17 protein-coding genes are annotated in these 14925 nt (G+C 66.6%); 4 read left to right on the top strand and 13 right to left on the bottom strand.

Features of this window, described 5'->3' with window-relative positions; genetic code table 11:
* The first annotated feature begins 14 nt into the window (after window positions 1–14).
* Window positions 15–896 carry a LysR substrate-binding domain-containing protein gene (locus AB7849_RS01595; RefSeq protein WP_008215983.1) on the top strand — a complete coding sequence of 294 codons (882 nt, stop codon included), beginning with the start codon at window positions 15–17 and terminating at the stop codon, window positions 894–896.
* Between the two features lie 195 nt (window positions 897–1091).
* On the opposite strand, the gene ptsP is transcribed toward AB7849_RS01595, so the two are convergent.
* From ptsP to AB7849_RS01535, 12 genes are all read right to left on the bottom strand, one after another.
* Window positions 1092–2843 carry a phosphoenolpyruvate--protein phosphotransferase gene (ptsP, locus tag AB7849_RS01590; RefSeq protein WP_008215980.1) on the bottom strand — a complete coding sequence of 584 codons (1752 nt, stop codon included), beginning with the start codon at window positions 2841–2843 and terminating at the stop codon, window positions 1092–1094.
* A gap of 136 nt (window positions 2844–2979) precedes the next feature.
* Window positions 2980–3249, bottom strand: coding sequence for an HPr family phosphocarrier protein (locus tag AB7849_RS01585; RefSeq protein WP_008215978.1), 270 nt, complete (start codon window positions 3247–3249; stop codon window positions 2980–2982).
* Window positions 3250–3257: 8 nt separating this feature from the next.
* Complete coding sequence (locus tag AB7849_RS01580; RefSeq protein WP_008215975.1) at window positions 3258–3650, bottom strand: PTS sugar transporter subunit IIA; 393 nt, start codon at window positions 3648–3650, stop codon at window positions 3258–3260.
* Between the two features lie 31 nt (window positions 3651–3681).
* Entirely contained in the window at window positions 3682–4584 is a 903-nt protein-coding gene (gene rapZ, locus AB7849_RS01575; protein WP_369500494.1) for an RNase adapter RapZ, read from the bottom strand.
* A 4-nt stretch (window positions 4585–4588) separates the two neighbouring features.
* On the bottom strand, window positions 4589–5587 hold the full coding sequence (gene hprK / locus AB7849_RS01570; protein WP_237711929.1) for an HPr(Ser) kinase/phosphatase: 999 nt from the start codon (window positions 5585–5587) through the stop codon (window positions 4589–4591).
* Between the two features lie 743 nt (window positions 5588–6330).
* On the bottom strand, window positions 6331–6654 hold the full coding sequence (hpf, locus tag AB7849_RS01565; RefSeq protein ID WP_008213693.1) for a ribosome hibernation-promoting factor, HPF/YfiA family: 324 nt from the start codon (window positions 6652–6654) through the stop codon (window positions 6331–6333).
* A gap of 137 nt (window positions 6655–6791) precedes the next feature.
* Window positions 6792–8258, bottom strand: a complete 1467-nt coding sequence (locus AB7849_RS01560) for an RNA polymerase factor sigma-54 (protein ID WP_369500493.1) — start codon at window positions 8256–8258, stop codon at window positions 6792–6794.
* A 154-nt stretch (window positions 8259–8412) separates the two neighbouring features.
* Window positions 8413–9132: an LPS export ABC transporter ATP-binding protein gene (lptB, locus tag AB7849_RS01555; RefSeq protein ID WP_092705084.1), complete on the bottom strand. Its 720-nt coding sequence runs from the start codon at window positions 9130–9132 to the stop codon at window positions 8413–8415.
* A gap of 3 nt (window positions 9133–9135) precedes the next feature.
* On the bottom strand, window positions 9136–9669 hold the full coding sequence (gene lptA / locus AB7849_RS01550) for a lipopolysaccharide transport periplasmic protein LptA (protein WP_008207999.1): 534 nt from the start codon (window positions 9667–9669) through the stop codon (window positions 9136–9138).
* 13 nt (window positions 9670–9682) lie between these two features.
* Complete coding sequence (gene lptC, locus AB7849_RS01545; protein WP_237711745.1) at window positions 9683–10357, bottom strand: LPS export ABC transporter periplasmic protein LptC; 675 nt, start codon at window positions 10355–10357, stop codon at window positions 9683–9685.
* A complete protein-coding gene (locus AB7849_RS01540) occupies window positions 10354–10896 on the bottom strand; it encodes a KdsC family phosphatase (RefSeq protein ID WP_037098102.1) in 543 nt (180 codons plus the stop codon). The genes lptC and AB7849_RS01540 overlap by 4 nt, the downstream gene beginning before the upstream one ends.
* A gap of 80 nt (window positions 10897–10976) precedes the next feature.
* Window positions 10977–11987 carry a KpsF/GutQ family sugar-phosphate isomerase gene (locus AB7849_RS01535; RefSeq protein WP_037098090.1) on the bottom strand — a complete coding sequence of 337 codons (1011 nt, stop codon included), beginning with the start codon at window positions 11985–11987 and terminating at the stop codon, window positions 10977–10979.
* 173 nt (window positions 11988–12160) lie between these two features.
* Here AB7849_RS01535 and AB7849_RS01530 point away from each other — a divergent pair, with 173 nt between their 5' ends.
* The 3 genes from AB7849_RS01530 to AB7849_RS01520 all read left to right on the top strand — a co-directional run bounded on the left by AB7849_RS01530 (window position 12161) and on the right by AB7849_RS01520 (window position 14159).
* A complete protein-coding gene (locus tag AB7849_RS01530; protein ID WP_008208007.1) occupies window positions 12161–12400 on the top strand; it encodes a BolA family protein in 240 nt (79 codons plus the stop codon).
* A gap of 46 nt (window positions 12401–12446) precedes the next feature.
* The gene (gene murA / locus AB7849_RS01525) at window positions 12447–13706 is read left to right on the top strand and encodes a UDP-N-acetylglucosamine 1-carboxyvinyltransferase (protein ID WP_008208009.1); all 1260 of its coding nucleotides are present in this window, start codon (window positions 12447–12449) and stop codon (window positions 13704–13706) included.
* 120 nt (window positions 13707–13826) lie between these two features.
* Complete coding sequence (locus tag AB7849_RS01520) at window positions 13827–14159, top strand: hypothetical protein (protein ID WP_008208010.1); 333 nt, start codon at window positions 13827–13829, stop codon at window positions 14157–14159.
* Here the strand turns inward: AB7849_RS01520 and AB7849_RS01515 are convergent, their stop codons facing one another.
* The gene (locus AB7849_RS01515) at window positions 14160–14873 is read right to left on the bottom strand and encodes a DUF3108 domain-containing protein (protein WP_037098096.1); all 714 of its coding nucleotides are present in this window, start codon (window positions 14871–14873) and stop codon (window positions 14160–14162) included. It abuts the gene before it with no gap.
* Window positions 14874–14925 lie beyond the last annotated feature (52 nt).

Below are 14925 nucleotides of genomic sequence, written 5' to 3'. Positions count from 1 at the left end.
TATAAAATAAGCTGATGATCAACATCAGCCCGCGCCAACTCGAAGTGTTCGTGCAGATTGCCTTGCACGGCAGCGTGCGTGCCGCCGCCGAGCAGCTTTACCTCACCCAGCCGGCCGCCAGCATGGCGCTGGCCGAGATGGAGCGGCAGCTCGACGCGCCGGTGTTCGCACGCGAACGCGGCCGCCTGCGATTGAATGCTCGCGGCCGTGAATTGCTGCCGCTGGCGCAGGAACTGCTGGAGCGCTATGCCGAGTTCGGCCGCTTGGGGTCCGGTGGCACGCAGACCCTGGTGGGCGAATTGCGCATTGGCGCCAGCAATACGGTGGGCAACTATCGCGTGGGCGAGCTGCTGGGCACGTTCGTGCGTAGCCACCCGCAGGTGGCCGTGCGCTTGCGCGTGGCCAATACCGACGCGATCACCGCGGCCATGCTCGATCACAGCCTGGACGTGGGCTGTGTCGAGGGGCCGGTGGCGCATCCGTTGCTGGAGTCGCGGCCATGGCGGGACGACTCGCTGGTGGTTTGCGCGCCGCCCGACCACCCGCTGGCGCGCAAGCGCCATCTCAAGCCGGCGGATTTTGCCGGCGCACGCTGGGTATTGCGCGAACCCGGGTCGGCCACGCGGGCGACCAGCGAACGCGTGCTGGCGCAATTGCCGGCGGGCGAAACCGTGCTGGAGCTGGACCAGATCGAGGCGATCAAGCAGGCCGTCGCCGCCGGGTTGGGCATTTCCTGCCTGCCCGAAGTGGCGGTGGCCGACGCAGTGGCTACCGGCCGCCTGAAGGCGCTGAAGACGCCCTTCCTCGACCTCACGCGCAAGCTCTCGTTGCTGCTGCACCGGGAAAAATACCGCGGGGCGGTGCTGGAGGCGTTCCTGGACGCGTCCGACGCCTGAGATTCGCGACCTCGGGGTACCCGGCGTTATCACCGGGACAGTTGCCCGATGACCGGCACTGCGTCGCGCACCATCCACGGGAGATCACGGGTGCATCTCCTGTGCGCGGCGCGCTTCGACGTGTGGCGCACGCAAAAGCATCGCCCACAGGGTGGGCTCCAGGGAAGTGTGGGGGTTCGGTGAGCCGGGGCGCGATCAGGCTCGGCTGGGTGCGAAGCCCGGGTCCAGGTGCGTCAGCAGGGTTTCCACGTCCTCGTGGGTGTGCGCGCGCAACAGGCTGGGCGCGCGATGGCGCAGCGCGGCGTGGTCGAGCGCGGCAATCCGATCGCGCACGTGCAGCAACTGCCCCGGATGCATGCTGAATTCGGCCAGGCCCAGCGCCAGGAGCAGGGCGGTGAAACGGGTGTCGCCGCCGATCTCGCCGCACAGGCTGACCGGCTTGCCAGCGCGCCGGCCGCTGGCGATCACGTAGGCGATAAGGCGCAGCAGGGCCGGTTGCAGCGGGTTGTAGATGTTTTCCAGCGCATCATTGCCGCGATCGGCGGCGAGCACGTACTGGGCCAGGTCGTTGGTGCCGATGGCGAGGAAGTCGGCGTGATCCAGCAGTGCGCGCACGTTGAGTGCAGCGGCGGGGACTTCGATCATCGCGCCCAGCGGCAACTTCTCCGGCAGGTCAACGTTCTCGCGCTTCAAGTCGGCGCGCGCCAGCTTGAACAGCGTGCGCACCGCGATCAGCTCGTCCGGCTGGGTGACCATCGGCACCAGCACGCGCAGCGGGCCATAGCAGGCAGCGCGCAGGATGGCGCGGATCTGCGTGGTGAACACCGCGGGATAGCGCAACGACAGCCGCACGCCGCGCACGCCGAGCGCGGGGTTGTCCTCGCCGCGCAGGGCCAGCCCCGCGGCATCGGCCTTGTCGGCGCCCAGGTCCAGCGTGCGGATGGTCACCGGCAAACCGCCCATGCCCAGCACCAGGTCGCGGTAGGCGATGAACTGCTCGTCCTCGGAGGGCAGGCCCTTGTGGCGCAGGAACAGGAATTCGGTGCGGTACAGGCCCACGCCGTCGGCGCCGCGCGAACGGGCCAGCGCCACGTCGGCTACCGACTCGGCGTTGCCCAGCAGGCGGACGTCGATGCCGTCGCGGGTACGCGTGGGGGCATTGGCGAGAGTGGCCAGGCGACGGCCTTCCAGTGCTGATTCGCGCTGCCAGGCGCGATAGCGCGCCAGGTCCTGCGCAGTGGGATGCACGATCGCGTCGCCGCGCTCGGCGTCGAGCAGGATCAGGTCGTCGTCGTGGATGTTCGCCAGCGCGTCGCGCGTGCCCACCAGCATCGGCAGGCCGAGGCTGCGCGCCAGGATGGCGCTGTGCGAGTAGGGACTGCCGGAACTGGCGACCACGCCGAGCAGGCCGTTGCCGGCCAGGTGTGCCATGTCGGCCGGGGCGATGGTATCGGCGATCAGGATTTTGCCCACGCGCGCGGCCAGCTTGCGTTCCTCGACGCTGGTCTGGCGCTGCAGGGCGGAGATCACCCGCGCGATGACCTGGTCGATGTCTTCCTTGCGGCTGCGCAGGTAGGGATCGTCCATGGCCTCGAATACCGCGGCGAGCTTGTCGCGCTGTTTCTTCAAGGCGGCACCGGGCCGGTAGTGGCCAACCTTCACCAGGTCGTCCAGGCCGCGCAGCAGCTCGGGATCATCCAGCAGCAGGCTGTGCGCGTCGATGAATTCGTTGACCTCGCGCGCCAGCGCGCCGTGCAGCTTGCCGCGCAGTTCGCGCAGTTCCTGCCGGGCGGTATCCAGCGCCAGATGCAGGCGGGTCAGTTCGCTCTCGATCTCGTCGTCGGCCAGCGGGCGGGTGTCGACCGCATAGCGGCTGGGCTGCACCAGTCGGGCGCGGCCCAATGTCATGCCCCTGGCGGCGATGGTGCCGGGAAGGATATGTCTCATCGCGGTGCCCCAGCAGGGCATGCAAGCGAGGCGTGGGCCCGCGAAAGAGGCAGCGGCAAACGAACGCGGCTCGGCGTGCGTCGCCGCGCGAGGCCTGGGTGGCTGCCCGTTGTCCGATGTCCGATGCCCACGCGAATCATGCTCCTTCGTCGAACTTGCGCTCGAACAATGCGATGACCGCGTCCAGCGCGGTGTCTTCGTCCGGCCCTTCGGTGCGCACCGTCAGTGGCGTGCCGAGGCCGGCGGCCAGCATCATCACGCCCATGATGCTTTGCGCATTCACTTCGCGACCCTTGCTGATCAGCCATACGGTGGACTTGAAGCCCTGTACCAGTTGCACCAGCTTGGCCGATGCGCGTGCATGCAGGCCGAGCTTGTTGGAAACCACGATTTCTTTCTCAAGCATGATGGACGTCAGGCATGGTCGATGAAAATTCCCCCGCGGCCACCGGCGGCCGCGATCTCGGCCAGTTCGTCCAGTGGTTTTTCCGCATAGTTGAGTACACGCAGCAGCATGGGCAGGTTGAGTCCGGAGACACATCGTAGCCGCACGCCGAGCGAGCCGAGCGACAGGCCGATATTGCATGGTGTGGCACCGTACAGGTCGGCCAATACCAGTACGCCGCCGCCCTCGTCCAGCTCGCGGGCGTGGTGCGCGGTGAGCGTGCGCATGACGTCAGGATCGGCCTGCGCCGGCACTTCCACCGCGGCCACTTTCAACGGCAGCTTCGGCAGCACGTGGCGGGCGGCGGAGATCAGCGCCTGGCCGACCGCCTCGTGCGTCATCAGGAGGATGCCGACGCTCATGGTTGCGTGGCTTTCCGATGGATCGGCAGGTTCATTCGAGTTCCCGGTGGAAGGTCAGCACGCCTTCGCGGCTGGCGCGAAAATGCGCGGCGAGTTGTTCGACCAGGTACACCGAGCGGTGACGGCCGCCGGTGCAGCCAACCGAGATGGTGACGTAACTGCGGTCGTCCTGCTCGAAGCGGGGCAGCCACGCATCCAGCCAGCGCGCCGTGTCGGCCAGGTATTCGCCAACCACCGGTCGTGTTCCAAGGAAATCGCGGATCGGACCGTCCTTGCCGGACAGCGGACGCAGCTTCGGATCCCAGTGCGGGTTGGGCAGGCAGCGGGCATCGAAGACGAAGTCGGAATCCAGCGGCAGGCCACGCTTGAAGGCGAATGACTGGAACATCAGGGTCAGTCCTTCGGTGGTCTGTGCGTAGCCGGTGGCGATCAATCGGCGCAACTGGTGCACGTTGAGGTCGCTGGAATCGATCACCTTTTCGGCGATCGCCATCAGCGGACGCAGCAGCCGGCGCTCCTCGACGATGGCGTCGGCCAGCGACACGCCGCGTTGCGCCAGCGGGTGGCGGCGGCGGGTTTCCGAATAGCGCTTGATCAGCACCGCGTCGTTGCAGTCGATGAACACGAGGTGCACCTGCACCCCCTTGCCGGCCGGTTCGGACAGCACCAGCGGCATGTGCCGGAAATCCTCGCTGCGGTTGCGCACGTCCACGCCCACGGCAATGCGCCGGCGCTTGATGCTGCTGCGCATGGTGGCGTCGACCAGCTGCGGCAGCAGCGTCGAGGGCAGGTTGTCGACGCAGTAGAACTCCAGGTCCTCCAGCGCGCGCAAAGCCACCGTCTTGCCGCCACCGGACATGCCGGTGAGCACGATCAGGTGCACGGCATCGGGGTCGTTCACTACGGGGGATTCGGACGGGTCACGTTCGTTCATGCGGTCACCATGGGGGGAGGCGGCGCATCTGGTGCGCCTGGCGGTCGATGAAGGTCTGGGCAGGGTCGATGCCCTTGCTCTTGAGCATGTGGCTGCGTACGGCGGCTTCCACCAGTACGGACAGATTGCGGCCCGGTGCCACTGGCAAGGTGATCATCGGCACCGGTACCTCGAAGATGTCGCGATGGCCGGTATCGCCGGTGATACGGGTCAGCGCGTCTTCCACTTCGCCGTCACGCCAGGGCTTGAGGTGGATGATCAGGCGCAGGTACTTGGATGGCTTGACGGCAGTGTGGCCGAACATCTCCAGCACGTTGAGCACGCCCAGCCCGCGTACTTCCAGCAGATCCTGCAGCAGCTCCGGGCAGGTGCCATCGATCACGTCGGGAGCGATCAGGGTGAACTCGGGTGCGTCGTCGGCGACCAGGCGATGGCCGCGGCTGATCAGTTCCAGCGCCAGCTCGCTCTTGCCCGAACCGGCTTCGCCGGTGATCAGCACGCCGATGGAAAACACTTCCAGGAACACGCCGTGCAGCGTGATGCGCGGTGCCAGCATGCGCGCCAGGTGGTATTGCAACCAGGTCAGCAGTTCGTGGCCGCGCTTGGAGCTGTTCCACAACGGCGTGCCGGTTTCCTCGGCGATATCGCGCAGATCGGAAGGCACCGGCTGGTCGTGGGTAACGATCAGTGCCACCGGTTCGCTGGCGGCGATCTTGTGCATCGCTTTCCAGCGCTGGCGCGAATCCAGCGCATCGAGGTATTTCAGCTCCTCGCTGCCGATGATCTGCACCTTGTTCGGATAGATGACGTTGAGGTAACCGATCAGCGATGGTCGCCGGGTCTGCGTGGCGCCGGGATCGAGCGCACGCGATTCGCCGCGCATGCCGGAGATCCAGCGCAGCGCCATGCGCTCGTGGACACCATCGTAGAGTTGTCGGGCAGTAAGCCGGTCCAAGCTGGATTCCTTGACGTGAAGGCCCGTTCGGGCGATCGCGACAGGCATTGTGCCAGTTTGACGGTAGGGGCGTGTTCAGGGAGTGTGGTGATGGCGCGTTGCGCGCGCGGTCGCATGCGTGCCGCCGCCTTTGGCGACGGAGGTTTCGACCACCTGCCGGTGGCCGGTCACTTTCTCTCGCTTGCCCGAGAGAAAGTAACCCAAGAGAGGGGCACCCTGCGTTCGCGCCCACCGGCTCTTCGAGCCGGCGGGTCCGCGCACGGCTGCGGGGGTTCGCCGACAGCACATCCTGTGCTGGCGTCGAACTGGCTGGCATCTCTGCCAGCCACCCTGCGGGCCTGATCCTCCGCCGCGCGCCGCTTCTCGAAGGGTTGGAAGAGCCGCACACCGCAGCGTCGAGTTCGATCACGCGAGCCTGCTCTTCCTAACCCTCGGTTTTCGGTGACGGCGCGGCGTGGCCGTGCGTGTAACAGGAAGTGTCACGCAGGTTCCAAACACCTCGACCGCCAAGGCTTGTAGGGTCGGCGGGTCCCATAGGCCCTTTCTCTGGGTTACGTCTCTTTGGGCCAGCAAAGAGAGGTAACTCGGGCGCCGGCAGGCGCTCGAAAGCCCGCCGCAGGCGAGCCACCCATCGACCACGCCAGCGCGAGCAAAAGCCCGCCGCAGGCGAGCCACCCATCGACCACGTCAGAACGAGCGAAAGCCCGCCGCAGACGACGCATCGGGCGACACCCAAAGACAAAACGAGCCCGCCCCGCCCGAAGGCGAAGCGGGCCCGCGAGCATCCTCGATCAACCGTACTGGCGCTCTTCGCGCACTTCCTTCTGGTGCTTGTCGCTGATCTTCTCGCGATGGCGGCGCAGCTGGCTGACCAGTTTGTCGAACAGGGTGTCGATGGAGGCGTACATGTCCGCTTCGGCGGCTTCGGCGTGGAGGGTGGCGCCGCTGGTCTTCAGGGTGCCGTCGGCGCGTTGCTGGAGCTTGTCCAGCGAAAGCACGACATTGAGGCCGAGCAGGCGATCGTCGAGGCGAGTCAACCGGTCGAGCTTGGCTTCCACATGGTCGCGAAGGGCCGGGGTGACTTCGATCTGCTGGCCACTGAGTTGGAATTGCATGATGCGCCTCCTCTGGTGTGCCGCCGTAGCGGCGTGGGTCGATGCATTGCCTGGTGGCGATGCATCCTCAAACCGACACTTTCAGATATTGGGACGCCTGCACGCAGGGCAAGTTCCCGCTCGTTCATGACGGCGGGTCAGCCGGCGCGCTGGCGTTCGTTGGAACTGGGGATTCGCAGTGCCTCCCTGTATTTGGCGACGGTGCGGCGGGCCACCTGGATGCCCTTGCCGTTCAGCTCTTCGGCCAGCGACTGGTCGGACAGCGGCTTGCGCGGGTCTTCCGCGTCGACCAGCTTGCGCAGCATGGCCTGGATGGCGGTGGCCGAGGCGCTGCCGCCATCCTCGGTGGATACGCCGCTGGAAAAGAAGTGCTTCAGCTCGAAGGTGCCGCGTGGCGTGTGGATGTACTTGCGCGTGGTGACGCGCGAGATGGTGGACTCGTGCATGCCCACTTCCTCGGCCACTTCGCGCAGCACCAGCGGGTGCATCGCCTCGGGACCGTAGTCGAGGAAGGCGCTCTGCCGGCGCACGATGGCGTCGGCCACCTTGATCAGGGTTTCGGCGCGCGATTCCAGGCTCTTCAGCAGCCAGCGTGCCTCCTGCAGCTGGCCGCGCATCCAGCTGGCGTCGTTGCCGCGGGCCTGGGCGATCAGGCTGCAGTAGTGCTGGTTGAGGCCCAGCTTCGGCTGGCTGTCGGGATTCAGGCTGACCTGCCAGTAGCCATTGAGCTTGCGCGCGTAGACATCCGGTGCGATGTACTCCACCGGGGTGGTGTCCAGCGCCGCGCCGGGACGCGGGTCGAGGCTGCGGATCAGCAGGGCGGCGGCGGCGGTCTCGTCCTCGCTGGCACGCAGGCGGCGGGCCAGCCGGGCGATGTCGTTGCGGGCCAGCAGGTCCAGCTCGTCGTTGACGATGCTCAGGGCCAGCTCGCGTTGCGGCGTGGCCGGGTCGAACTGCTCCAGCTGGGCACGCAGGCAGTCGCGCAAGTCCAGACTGGCCACGCCGGTGGGATCGAAACCTTGCAGCCGGCGGCGTACCGCGTCGACGTCGTCGAGCGTGGCATCCAGTCGCGGCGGCAGCGCGGCGAGCATGGCATCCAGGCTGTCGGTGAGGTAGCCGTCGCTGTTGAGCGCATCGATGAGCACGGTGGCGATGGCCTTCTCGCGCGCATCGAACGAGCTCAGGTTGAGCTGCCACATCAGGTGTTCCTGCAGCGTCTCCGGGGCGGCATTCTGCGGCTCCAGGCCGTCGTCGTCGCGTGAGGAATTGCCTGAACTGCTGGAACTGCTGCCGCTGGAGGAGAAGTCGATCGGCTGCTCGCTGCTGCCGCTGTCGGACCATTCGGTGGCATCGGACGGGTCGCTGTCGACGGCCGGCTCGGCGGCAGCCGTCGGGGCCGTGTAGTTGGCTTCGGCGAATTCGCCTTCGTCATCCGGATCGGGTTCGGCATCCTCGGCGAACTCGAGCAGGGGATTGCTCTCGGCAATCTGGCGCAACTCGGCCTCCAGCTCCAGCTGCGAGAGCTGCAACAGGCGGATGGCCTGCTGCAACTGGGGCGTCAGGGCAAGTTGCTGATGGAGGCAAAACTGCAGACCGGTTTTCATGCCTGCCCGTGGAAATGAACTCGGCGCCATCGTACCCCGTCGTCAGCGGAGCGACCATAGTTCGGTTGGCCGATGGCCATCCCGGGTGGCGTGGACGTGACCGGGCTCTCGGCGTGGCGGCATGGCCCGGCCGAGTCTGCGACGACGGCCGCCCTCAAAGCTGGAATTCGCGGCCCAGGTAAACCTCGCGCACCTTCTCGTCGGCGAGAATGTGCGCCGGGGTGCCGCGCGACAGCACTTCGCCGTCGTTGAGGATGTAGGCACGGTCGCAGATGCCCAGTGTTTCGCGCACGTTGTGGTCGGTGATCAGCACGCCGATGCCGCGCTCCTTCAGGTGGCGCACGATGCGCTGGATCTCGCCCACCGAGATCGGATCGACGCCGGCGAACGGCTCGTCCAGCAGCATGTAGCGCGGCTGTGCGGCCAGCGCGCGGGCGATCTCCACGCGACGGCGCTCGCCGCCGGACAGGCTGACGCCTTTCTGCTCGGCGATGTGCGCGATCTTCAGCTCGTCGAGCAGGCTTTCCAGCTCGGCGGCGCGCTTGCGGGCGTCCAGGCCTTCGCGCAGTTCCAGCACGGCGAGGATGTTGTCGGACACGCTGAGCCGGCGGAACACCGACGCTTCCTGCGGCAGGTAGCCGATGCCGAGCTTGGCGCGCGCGTGCATCGGCAGGCCGGTGATGTCCTGCTTGTCGAGCTTGATGGTGCCGCCATCGGCCTCGATCAGGCCCACCACCATGTAGAAGCAGGTGGTCTTGCCGGCGCCGTTGGGGCCGAGCAGGCCCACCACTTCGCCCTGGCGGATCGAGAACCCGAAATCACGCACCACCTGGCGCGACTTGAAACGCTTCTGCAAACCTTCGGCCGAGAGCATGGGTCAGTGCTGCCCTTGCGGTGTGGCGGCGGAGCCGGCGTGGGCGGGCGTGCCGGCAGGTGGATTGGCTGACGTCGGCGCGGCGGTCGATGTCTTGGCTGGCTGAGTCGAGCCCTTGGCGGCCGCAGGCTTGGGCTTGGGTATGAAAGTCATGTGCACGCGACCATCATCGCCGCTGACGCCCGTCATCTCGCTGGTCTGGGTGTTGTAGGTGAGCTTGTCGCCGTGCGCTTCGCCGCGGCCCTTCTGCTGGATGAACGCGTGGCCGGTGAGGACGGCTATGCCGGAGTTGTTGTCGTAGTCCAGCTGGCTGGCGTGACCGAGCATCAGGTTGCCGCTGTCATCCATTTCCTGGATGTGCGCGGGTGCGCCGGTGATCAGGACGTGATCGACGTTCTGGTCGCCGTCGAAGTGCACCACCGCCTTGTCGCCGGTGACCTTCATCGTGCCCTGCGTGATGACCACGTTGCCGTAGAAGGTGGCCGTGCTGTTGGGTGCGTACTTGCCGTCGAAACGTTGCGCGTTCTCGACGTTCATGGGCTTCTGGCGGTCATCCTTCCGCGCGAGTGCCGGCTGCAGAACGAGCAGACCCAGCGCCAGTGCGCCGAGACGCAGCAGGCCGCGGGTGCGGAACGAAGGTGCCGTGGACGTCATGGAGAAGCTCCAGATGGTTATCGGTAAGTTCGGCGCGCATGCCGACGCCGCTCATTCTACTGTCGCCCTGCGTCATCTGTGCCGGTGCCGCGGTTTCCATGCGGTTTTCCTTCGGCCATGCGGTGACATCGGAGGTATCCAGCGTGGCGGCGGCGACGTTGTCGTAGGCGGGGCGCTGCATCTGCACCGGGCCCTGCAGCTTGAGCAGGGTGCCGGCGTGGTTGACCCAGCCGTACAGGGAGTGACCATGCCAGTCGGGCACGCCGGGTTTCTTCGCGGCCAGGGTGAATTGCGGGGTGATGATATAGAGCGAATCGTCGCCCTCGCGACGGTCCAGCCGCGGCGAGACCATGCTGAAGCTGGGATGGCCGAGCTGGTCGTACGACCACATGTGGAAGTTGATCAGGGTATAGCCCGAACGCGGCGGGCCCACGAAGTCGTTGGTCTTCGGCGTGGGCGCCACCCACCACATGATGGTCTGCAGGGTGCCGACGACCAGCGCCAGCAGCACGATGCCGCTGGCGACCTTGCGGTCGCGCACGTATTCGCGCAAGCGCGCAAGAGGGCTCACCGCCAACGCTCCCGTTCCGCATCGGCCTTGCCCTGGGCATGCAGGATCAGGTCGGCGACTTCGCGCGCCGCACCCATGCCGCCGGACAGGCGGGTCTGCCAGTGCGCGGCTTCGGCCACCCAGGGATGGGCGTTGGCTACCGCCACGGCCAGCCCGGCGATGTGCATCGGCGGCAGGTCGGGCAGGTCGTCGCCGGTGAAAGCAGCTTGCTCTGGGCTCAGGTTCAGCGCTTCCAGCAATTGCAGCAGGCAGCTGCGCTTGTCGCGCTGGCCCTGGTAGACGTGGGCGATGTCCAGTTCCTCGGCGCGCAGGGCCACCGGGTGGCTGATCCGTGCGGTGATGAAAGCCACCTGCACGCCATTCGCCTGCAGCCGCTTCAGGCCGAGGCCGTCGTGCACGTGGAACACCTTGGTCTCGTGGCCGCCTTCGCTGTAGTGCAGGTGGCCGTCGGTGAGGGTGCCGTCCACGTCGAACGCGGCCAGCCGAATCTTGGCGGCGCGGGCGAGCAGGTCGGGTGGGAGGTTGGTGAGGTAGGGCACGGGGTTTTCGGCTTGGTGATGTGAGAGCAACAGCAAGAGCGGGGTGTCTGATTCGTCGAGACGAATCAGGCGGAGACGAATCAGACCACCCGCGCGCGCAGCAGATCGTGGATGTTCAGCGCGCCGACGACGCACTGGGATTCGTCCAGCACCAGCAGGGCGTGGATCTGGTGTTTCTCCATCAATTGGGCTGCCTCGATCGCCAGTTTGTCGGCGCCGATCGATTTCGGATGGCGGGTCATCAGGTCGGCGACCTTCGCGTTGCGCAGGTCCACGCCGTCGTCGTCCAGCGCGCGGCGCAGGTCGCCATCGGTGAACACGCCGAGCAGGCGCCGATCGGCATCGACCACCGCGGTCATGCCCAGGTGTTTGTGGGTCATTTCCATCAGCGCCTCGGTGAGGCTCGCATCAGGGCCGACGGCGGGAATGCCATCGCCGGTGTGCATCACGTCGCCGATGTGCAGCAGCAGACGACGCCCCAGGCTGCCGGCGGGGTGCGAGCGCGCGAAGTCTTCCGAGGTGAAACCGCGCGCTTCCAGCAGGGCGATCGCCAGCGCATCGCCCATCACCAGCGCGGCAGTGGTGCTGGCGGTGGGCGCCAGGCCCAGCGGGCAAGCTTCGGCCGAGATACCTGCGTCCAGGTGCACGTCGGCCTGGCCGGCCAGCGAGGATTTCGGGTTGCCGGTGATCGCGATCAGCGGAATGCCCTGGCGCTTGATCACTGGCAAGATGAACAGCACCTCGTCGGTTTCACCCGAGTTGGACAGCGCCAGCACCACGTCCTGCGGCAGGATCATGCCCAGGTCGCCGTGGCTGGCCTCGCCCGGATGCACGTAGAACGACGGCGTGCCGGTGGAGGCCAGGGTGGCGGCGATCTTGCGCCCGATGTGCCCGGATTTGCCCATGCCGGTGACCACCAGCCGCCCCTGGCAGCCCAGGATCAGCCGGCAGGCCTCCACGAATTCCGCCCCGATGCGCGGTTCCAGCGCACGGATTGCCGCCGCCTCGGTGGCGATTACCGTACGCGCGCTGCGCACGATGACGTCGGCATCCATCGGGGTGGATCGGGTCGTGGCGATGGGTGCGTTCATGCGTCCTCGTGGGGTGTCGGGGAGGGGGCGTCGGAGCCAAACCGGGCGGTGTGTCGTTTCTGCGACAGCAGATTTCCATTAACATGGCATATTCGCATTCTATCGTGATGCCTGACGCCAATGGTTTCCGCCCCGGGAGCCGGCGTTCAGGATCACTTCCAGTGGACGACCCCATGGACGCAGCCAGCATTCAGTCAATGATCGAAAACGGCATGCCCGGCGCCCGCGCGAACGTGCGCGGCGACGATGGCGTACATTTCGAGGCTGAAGTGGTGGCCGCGCAGTTTGCCGGGAAATTGCCGCTGGCCCGCCACCGGCTGGTATATGCCACGCTGGGTGACCTGATGGGCGGGGCGATCCACGCACTGGCGCTCAAGACGCTGACTCCCGAGGAAGCCGCCGCGCGCCGTTGACGGCTGCCGCGGTTATCCCGGGCCACCTGTTTTCCAAGGACTTTTGATGGCCAAGATTCTGATCAGTGGTGGCGAGCCGCTTCGTGGTGAAGTCGGCATCTCCGGTGCCAAGAATGCCGTGTTGCCGATTCTCGCGTCCTGTCTGCTCGCCGACGAGCCGGTGACGATCAGCAACGTGCCACACCTGCACGACGTCACCACCACCATGGAACTGCTCGGCCAGATGGGCGTGCAGCTGGTGCTGGACGACCGCATGAAGATCCAGGTCGACCCGCGTCCCGCCGACCGCTACTTCGCCCCGTACGAGCTGGTGAAGACCATGCGCGCCTCGATCCTGGTACTGGGACCGCTGGTGGCGCGTTTCGGCCAGGCCGAAGTGTCGTTGCCCGGCGGCTGCCAGATCGGTTCGCGCCCGGTCGACCAGCACATCCGTGGCTTGCAGGCGCTGGGCGCCGACATCGTGGTGGAAAACGGCTACATCAAGGCCAAGGCGAAGCGGCTGAAGGGCGCGCGCATTGCCATGGACATGGTCACCGTCACCGGTACCGAAAACATCCTGATGGCCGCGGTGCTGGCCCAGGGCACCACGATCATCGAGAACGCCGCGCAGGAACCCGAGGTGGTCGACCTGGCGCATTGCCTGATGGCCATGGGCGCGCAGATCGACGGCGCCGGCACGTCCACCATGACCATCCAGGGCGTCGAACGCCTGCATGGCGCCGAATACGAAGTACTGCCCGACCGCATCGAGACCGGTACCTTCCTGGTGGGTGCCGCGATGACCGGTGGCAAGGTGCGTGCCCGCGGCGCGCGCGCCAACACCATGGATGCCGTCCTGAGCAAACTGGAAGAAGCGGGTGGACACATCACCACCGGCGACAACTGGATCGAGCTGGACATGCGCGGCAAGCGCCCGAAGGCGGTCAACATCACTACCGCGCCGTATCCCGCATTCCCCACCGACATGCAGGCGCAGTTCACCGCGCTCAACTGCGTGGCCGAAGGCGTGGGCGTGATCACCGAGACGGTGTTCGAGAATCGCTTCATGCACGCGCACGAATTGCAGCGCCTGGGCGCGGACATCCGCCTGGAAGGCAACACCGCCGTCATCCAGGGCGTGGAGCAGATGAGCGGCGCGCCGATCATGGCCACCGACCTGCGCGCCAGCGCCTGCCTGGTGCTGGCTGGCCTGGTGGCGCAGGGCGACACCACCGTCGACCGCGTGTACCACATCGATCGCGGCTACGAGAACATCGAGGAAAAGCTGGGTGTGCTCGGCGCGAAGATTCGCCGCCTGCCGACCTGAAGCGGCGGTCACGGCTACTCCCGGGCATCGAGTTGACTCTTGTACCTTGCATTCGTTCGAGCGCAGACTTGGAACTGGTGGCAGGGGGCCGAAAAAGCCCAAATTTGCGGCGGAGGCTGCATGAACTGGCAGCGTTGGTGGTACGGCCCAATCTTCAGTGTTCCCGAACTGTGTGATTTGCCGCCGCGTCGGCAGCATGCGCTTTGGAACGAGGCAGTGCGCCGTGGCGTTCGGCCAGCGCGCATGTTGGCGTTGCTGATGGTGCGCTTTGTCGTCGCGATGACGTTCGCCACCCTCGCCTTGGAGCTGGGGATGGCAGAACAGGCACTTTGGGTGGGGTTGCTGGCGCTGGTCAGCAGCGGTTTCGTGGCCGATGCGCTGATGACACGTCCCGTGGCCCGCCGCTGGCTGCGCGAGCACGCACACGAGCTGGATCGCTACGCCACGTCCTGACTACGGCTGGCGATAGCCGATCAATTGCAGGGTGAGGTTGCCGCCGTCGCTCTGCGCCAGTTTCACCGGTACCGGGTATTTCCGCGGGGCGTACCAGGCATCGAAAGACTTGTCCGAATCGGTGCGCTCGACGCGTTCGGCCTGGAAGCTGCCGGCGGGCACCTTCACCGTCTCCTTGCCCTTCACCTGGAATTGCTGGCTCTCGATCTGCTGCTTCACGCCGACCGGCAGGGTCACGCTGCGCTTGTTGTCCTGCAGCGCGAGGCCCAGCGCGAGCGGCAGTGTGTTGCGATCGACCATGCCGGGCGCGGTGGCATAGCTGAAATGCTTGCCGTTGTCGGTGACGCCGACCTGGTGCGTCGACCAGTCCGCTTGCAGATGGCGCTGCTTCTGCTTGATCGCCGTCTCCATCTTGTAGTCGTAGGTCAGCGTTTCCGGTACGCCGCCGGTCCAGCGGAAGCGGGTGGTTTCGCTGGAGCTGGCGCCGAGCATCGCGGCCAGGCCGGAGGTGCCCTTCACGTCGTTGCTGTACTCGTATTGCCCGTCGCCGACGGCCTTGAGCTGGATCGTGGCCTGGCCGATTGCCTCGCCATCGCGCAGCACTTGATAGGTGGCGGTGAACGGCTGGGGCGGCGTGGCGGCGAACGCGGCACTGGTGGCGAGAGCCAGCACGAGGCCAGCGACGAATGTGCGGGATGGGGAAAAAGTGGACATGCGACCCAGTCTACGCAAATTGCCTGAACGCGGCGTGGCGATGCCGGCGCAT

This window comes from Rhodanobacter sp. FW021-MT20, from assembly GCF_041107475.1.
Lineage (GTDB): Bacteria > Pseudomonadota > Gammaproteobacteria > Xanthomonadales > Rhodanobacteraceae > Rhodanobacter_A > Rhodanobacter_A glycinis.
Note: the sequence above shows the minus strand (reverse complement) of the source record. Positions and strands in the feature narration are given on the sequence as shown.

Coding starts and splice junctions, on each gene's coding strand:
- AB7849_RS01560 (WP_369500493.1), bottom strand. CDS start 8,258: ATGAAAACCGGTCTGCAGTTTTGCCTCCATCAGCAACTTGCCCTGACG.
- AB7849_RS01595 (WP_008215983.1), top strand. CDS start 15: ATGATCAACATCAGCCCGCGCCAACTCGAAGTGTTCGTGCAGATTGCC.
- AB7849_RS01535 (WP_037098090.1), bottom strand. CDS start 11,987: ATGAACGCACCCATCGCCACGACCCGATCCACCCCGATGGATGCCGAC.
- lptB (WP_092705084.1), bottom strand. CDS start 9,132: ATGCTCTCGGCCGAAGGTTTGCAGAAGCGTTTCAAGTCGCGCCAGGTG.
- hprK (WP_237711929.1), bottom strand. CDS start 5,587: ATGCCTGTCGCGATCGCCCGAACGGGCCTTCACGTCAAGGAATCCAGC.
- hpf (WP_008213693.1), bottom strand. CDS start 6,654: ATGCAATTCCAACTCAGTGGCCAGCAGATCGAAGTCACCCCGGCCCTT.
- lptA (WP_008207999.1), bottom strand. CDS start 9,669: ATGAACGTCGAGAACGCGCAACGTTTCGACGGCAAGTACGCACCCAAC.
- AB7849_RS01585 (WP_008215978.1), bottom strand. CDS start 3,249: ATGCTTGAGAAAGAAATCGTGGTTTCCAACAAGCTCGGCCTGCATGCA.
- ptsP (WP_008215980.1), bottom strand. CDS start 2,843: ATGAGACATATCCTTCCCGGCACCATCGCCGCCAGGGGCATGACATTG.
- AB7849_RS01515 (WP_037098096.1), bottom strand. CDS start 14,873: ATGTCCACTTTTTCCCCATCCCGCACATTCGTCGCTGGCCTCGTGCTG.
- AB7849_RS01530 (WP_008208007.1), top strand. CDS start 12,161: ATGGACGCAGCCAGCATTCAGTCAATGATCGAAAACGGCATGCCCGGC.
- AB7849_RS01580 (WP_008215975.1), bottom strand. CDS start 3,650: ATGAGCGTCGGCATCCTCCTGATGACGCACGAGGCGGTCGGCCAGGCG.
- AB7849_RS01520 (WP_008208010.1), top strand. CDS start 13,827: ATGAACTGGCAGCGTTGGTGGTACGGCCCAATCTTCAGTGTTCCCGAA.
- rapZ (WP_369500494.1), bottom strand. CDS start 4,584: ATGAACGAACGTGACCCGTCCGAATCCCCCGTAGTGAACGACCCCGAT.
- murA (WP_008208009.1), top strand. CDS start 12,447: ATGGCCAAGATTCTGATCAGTGGTGGCGAGCCGCTTCGTGGTGAAGTC.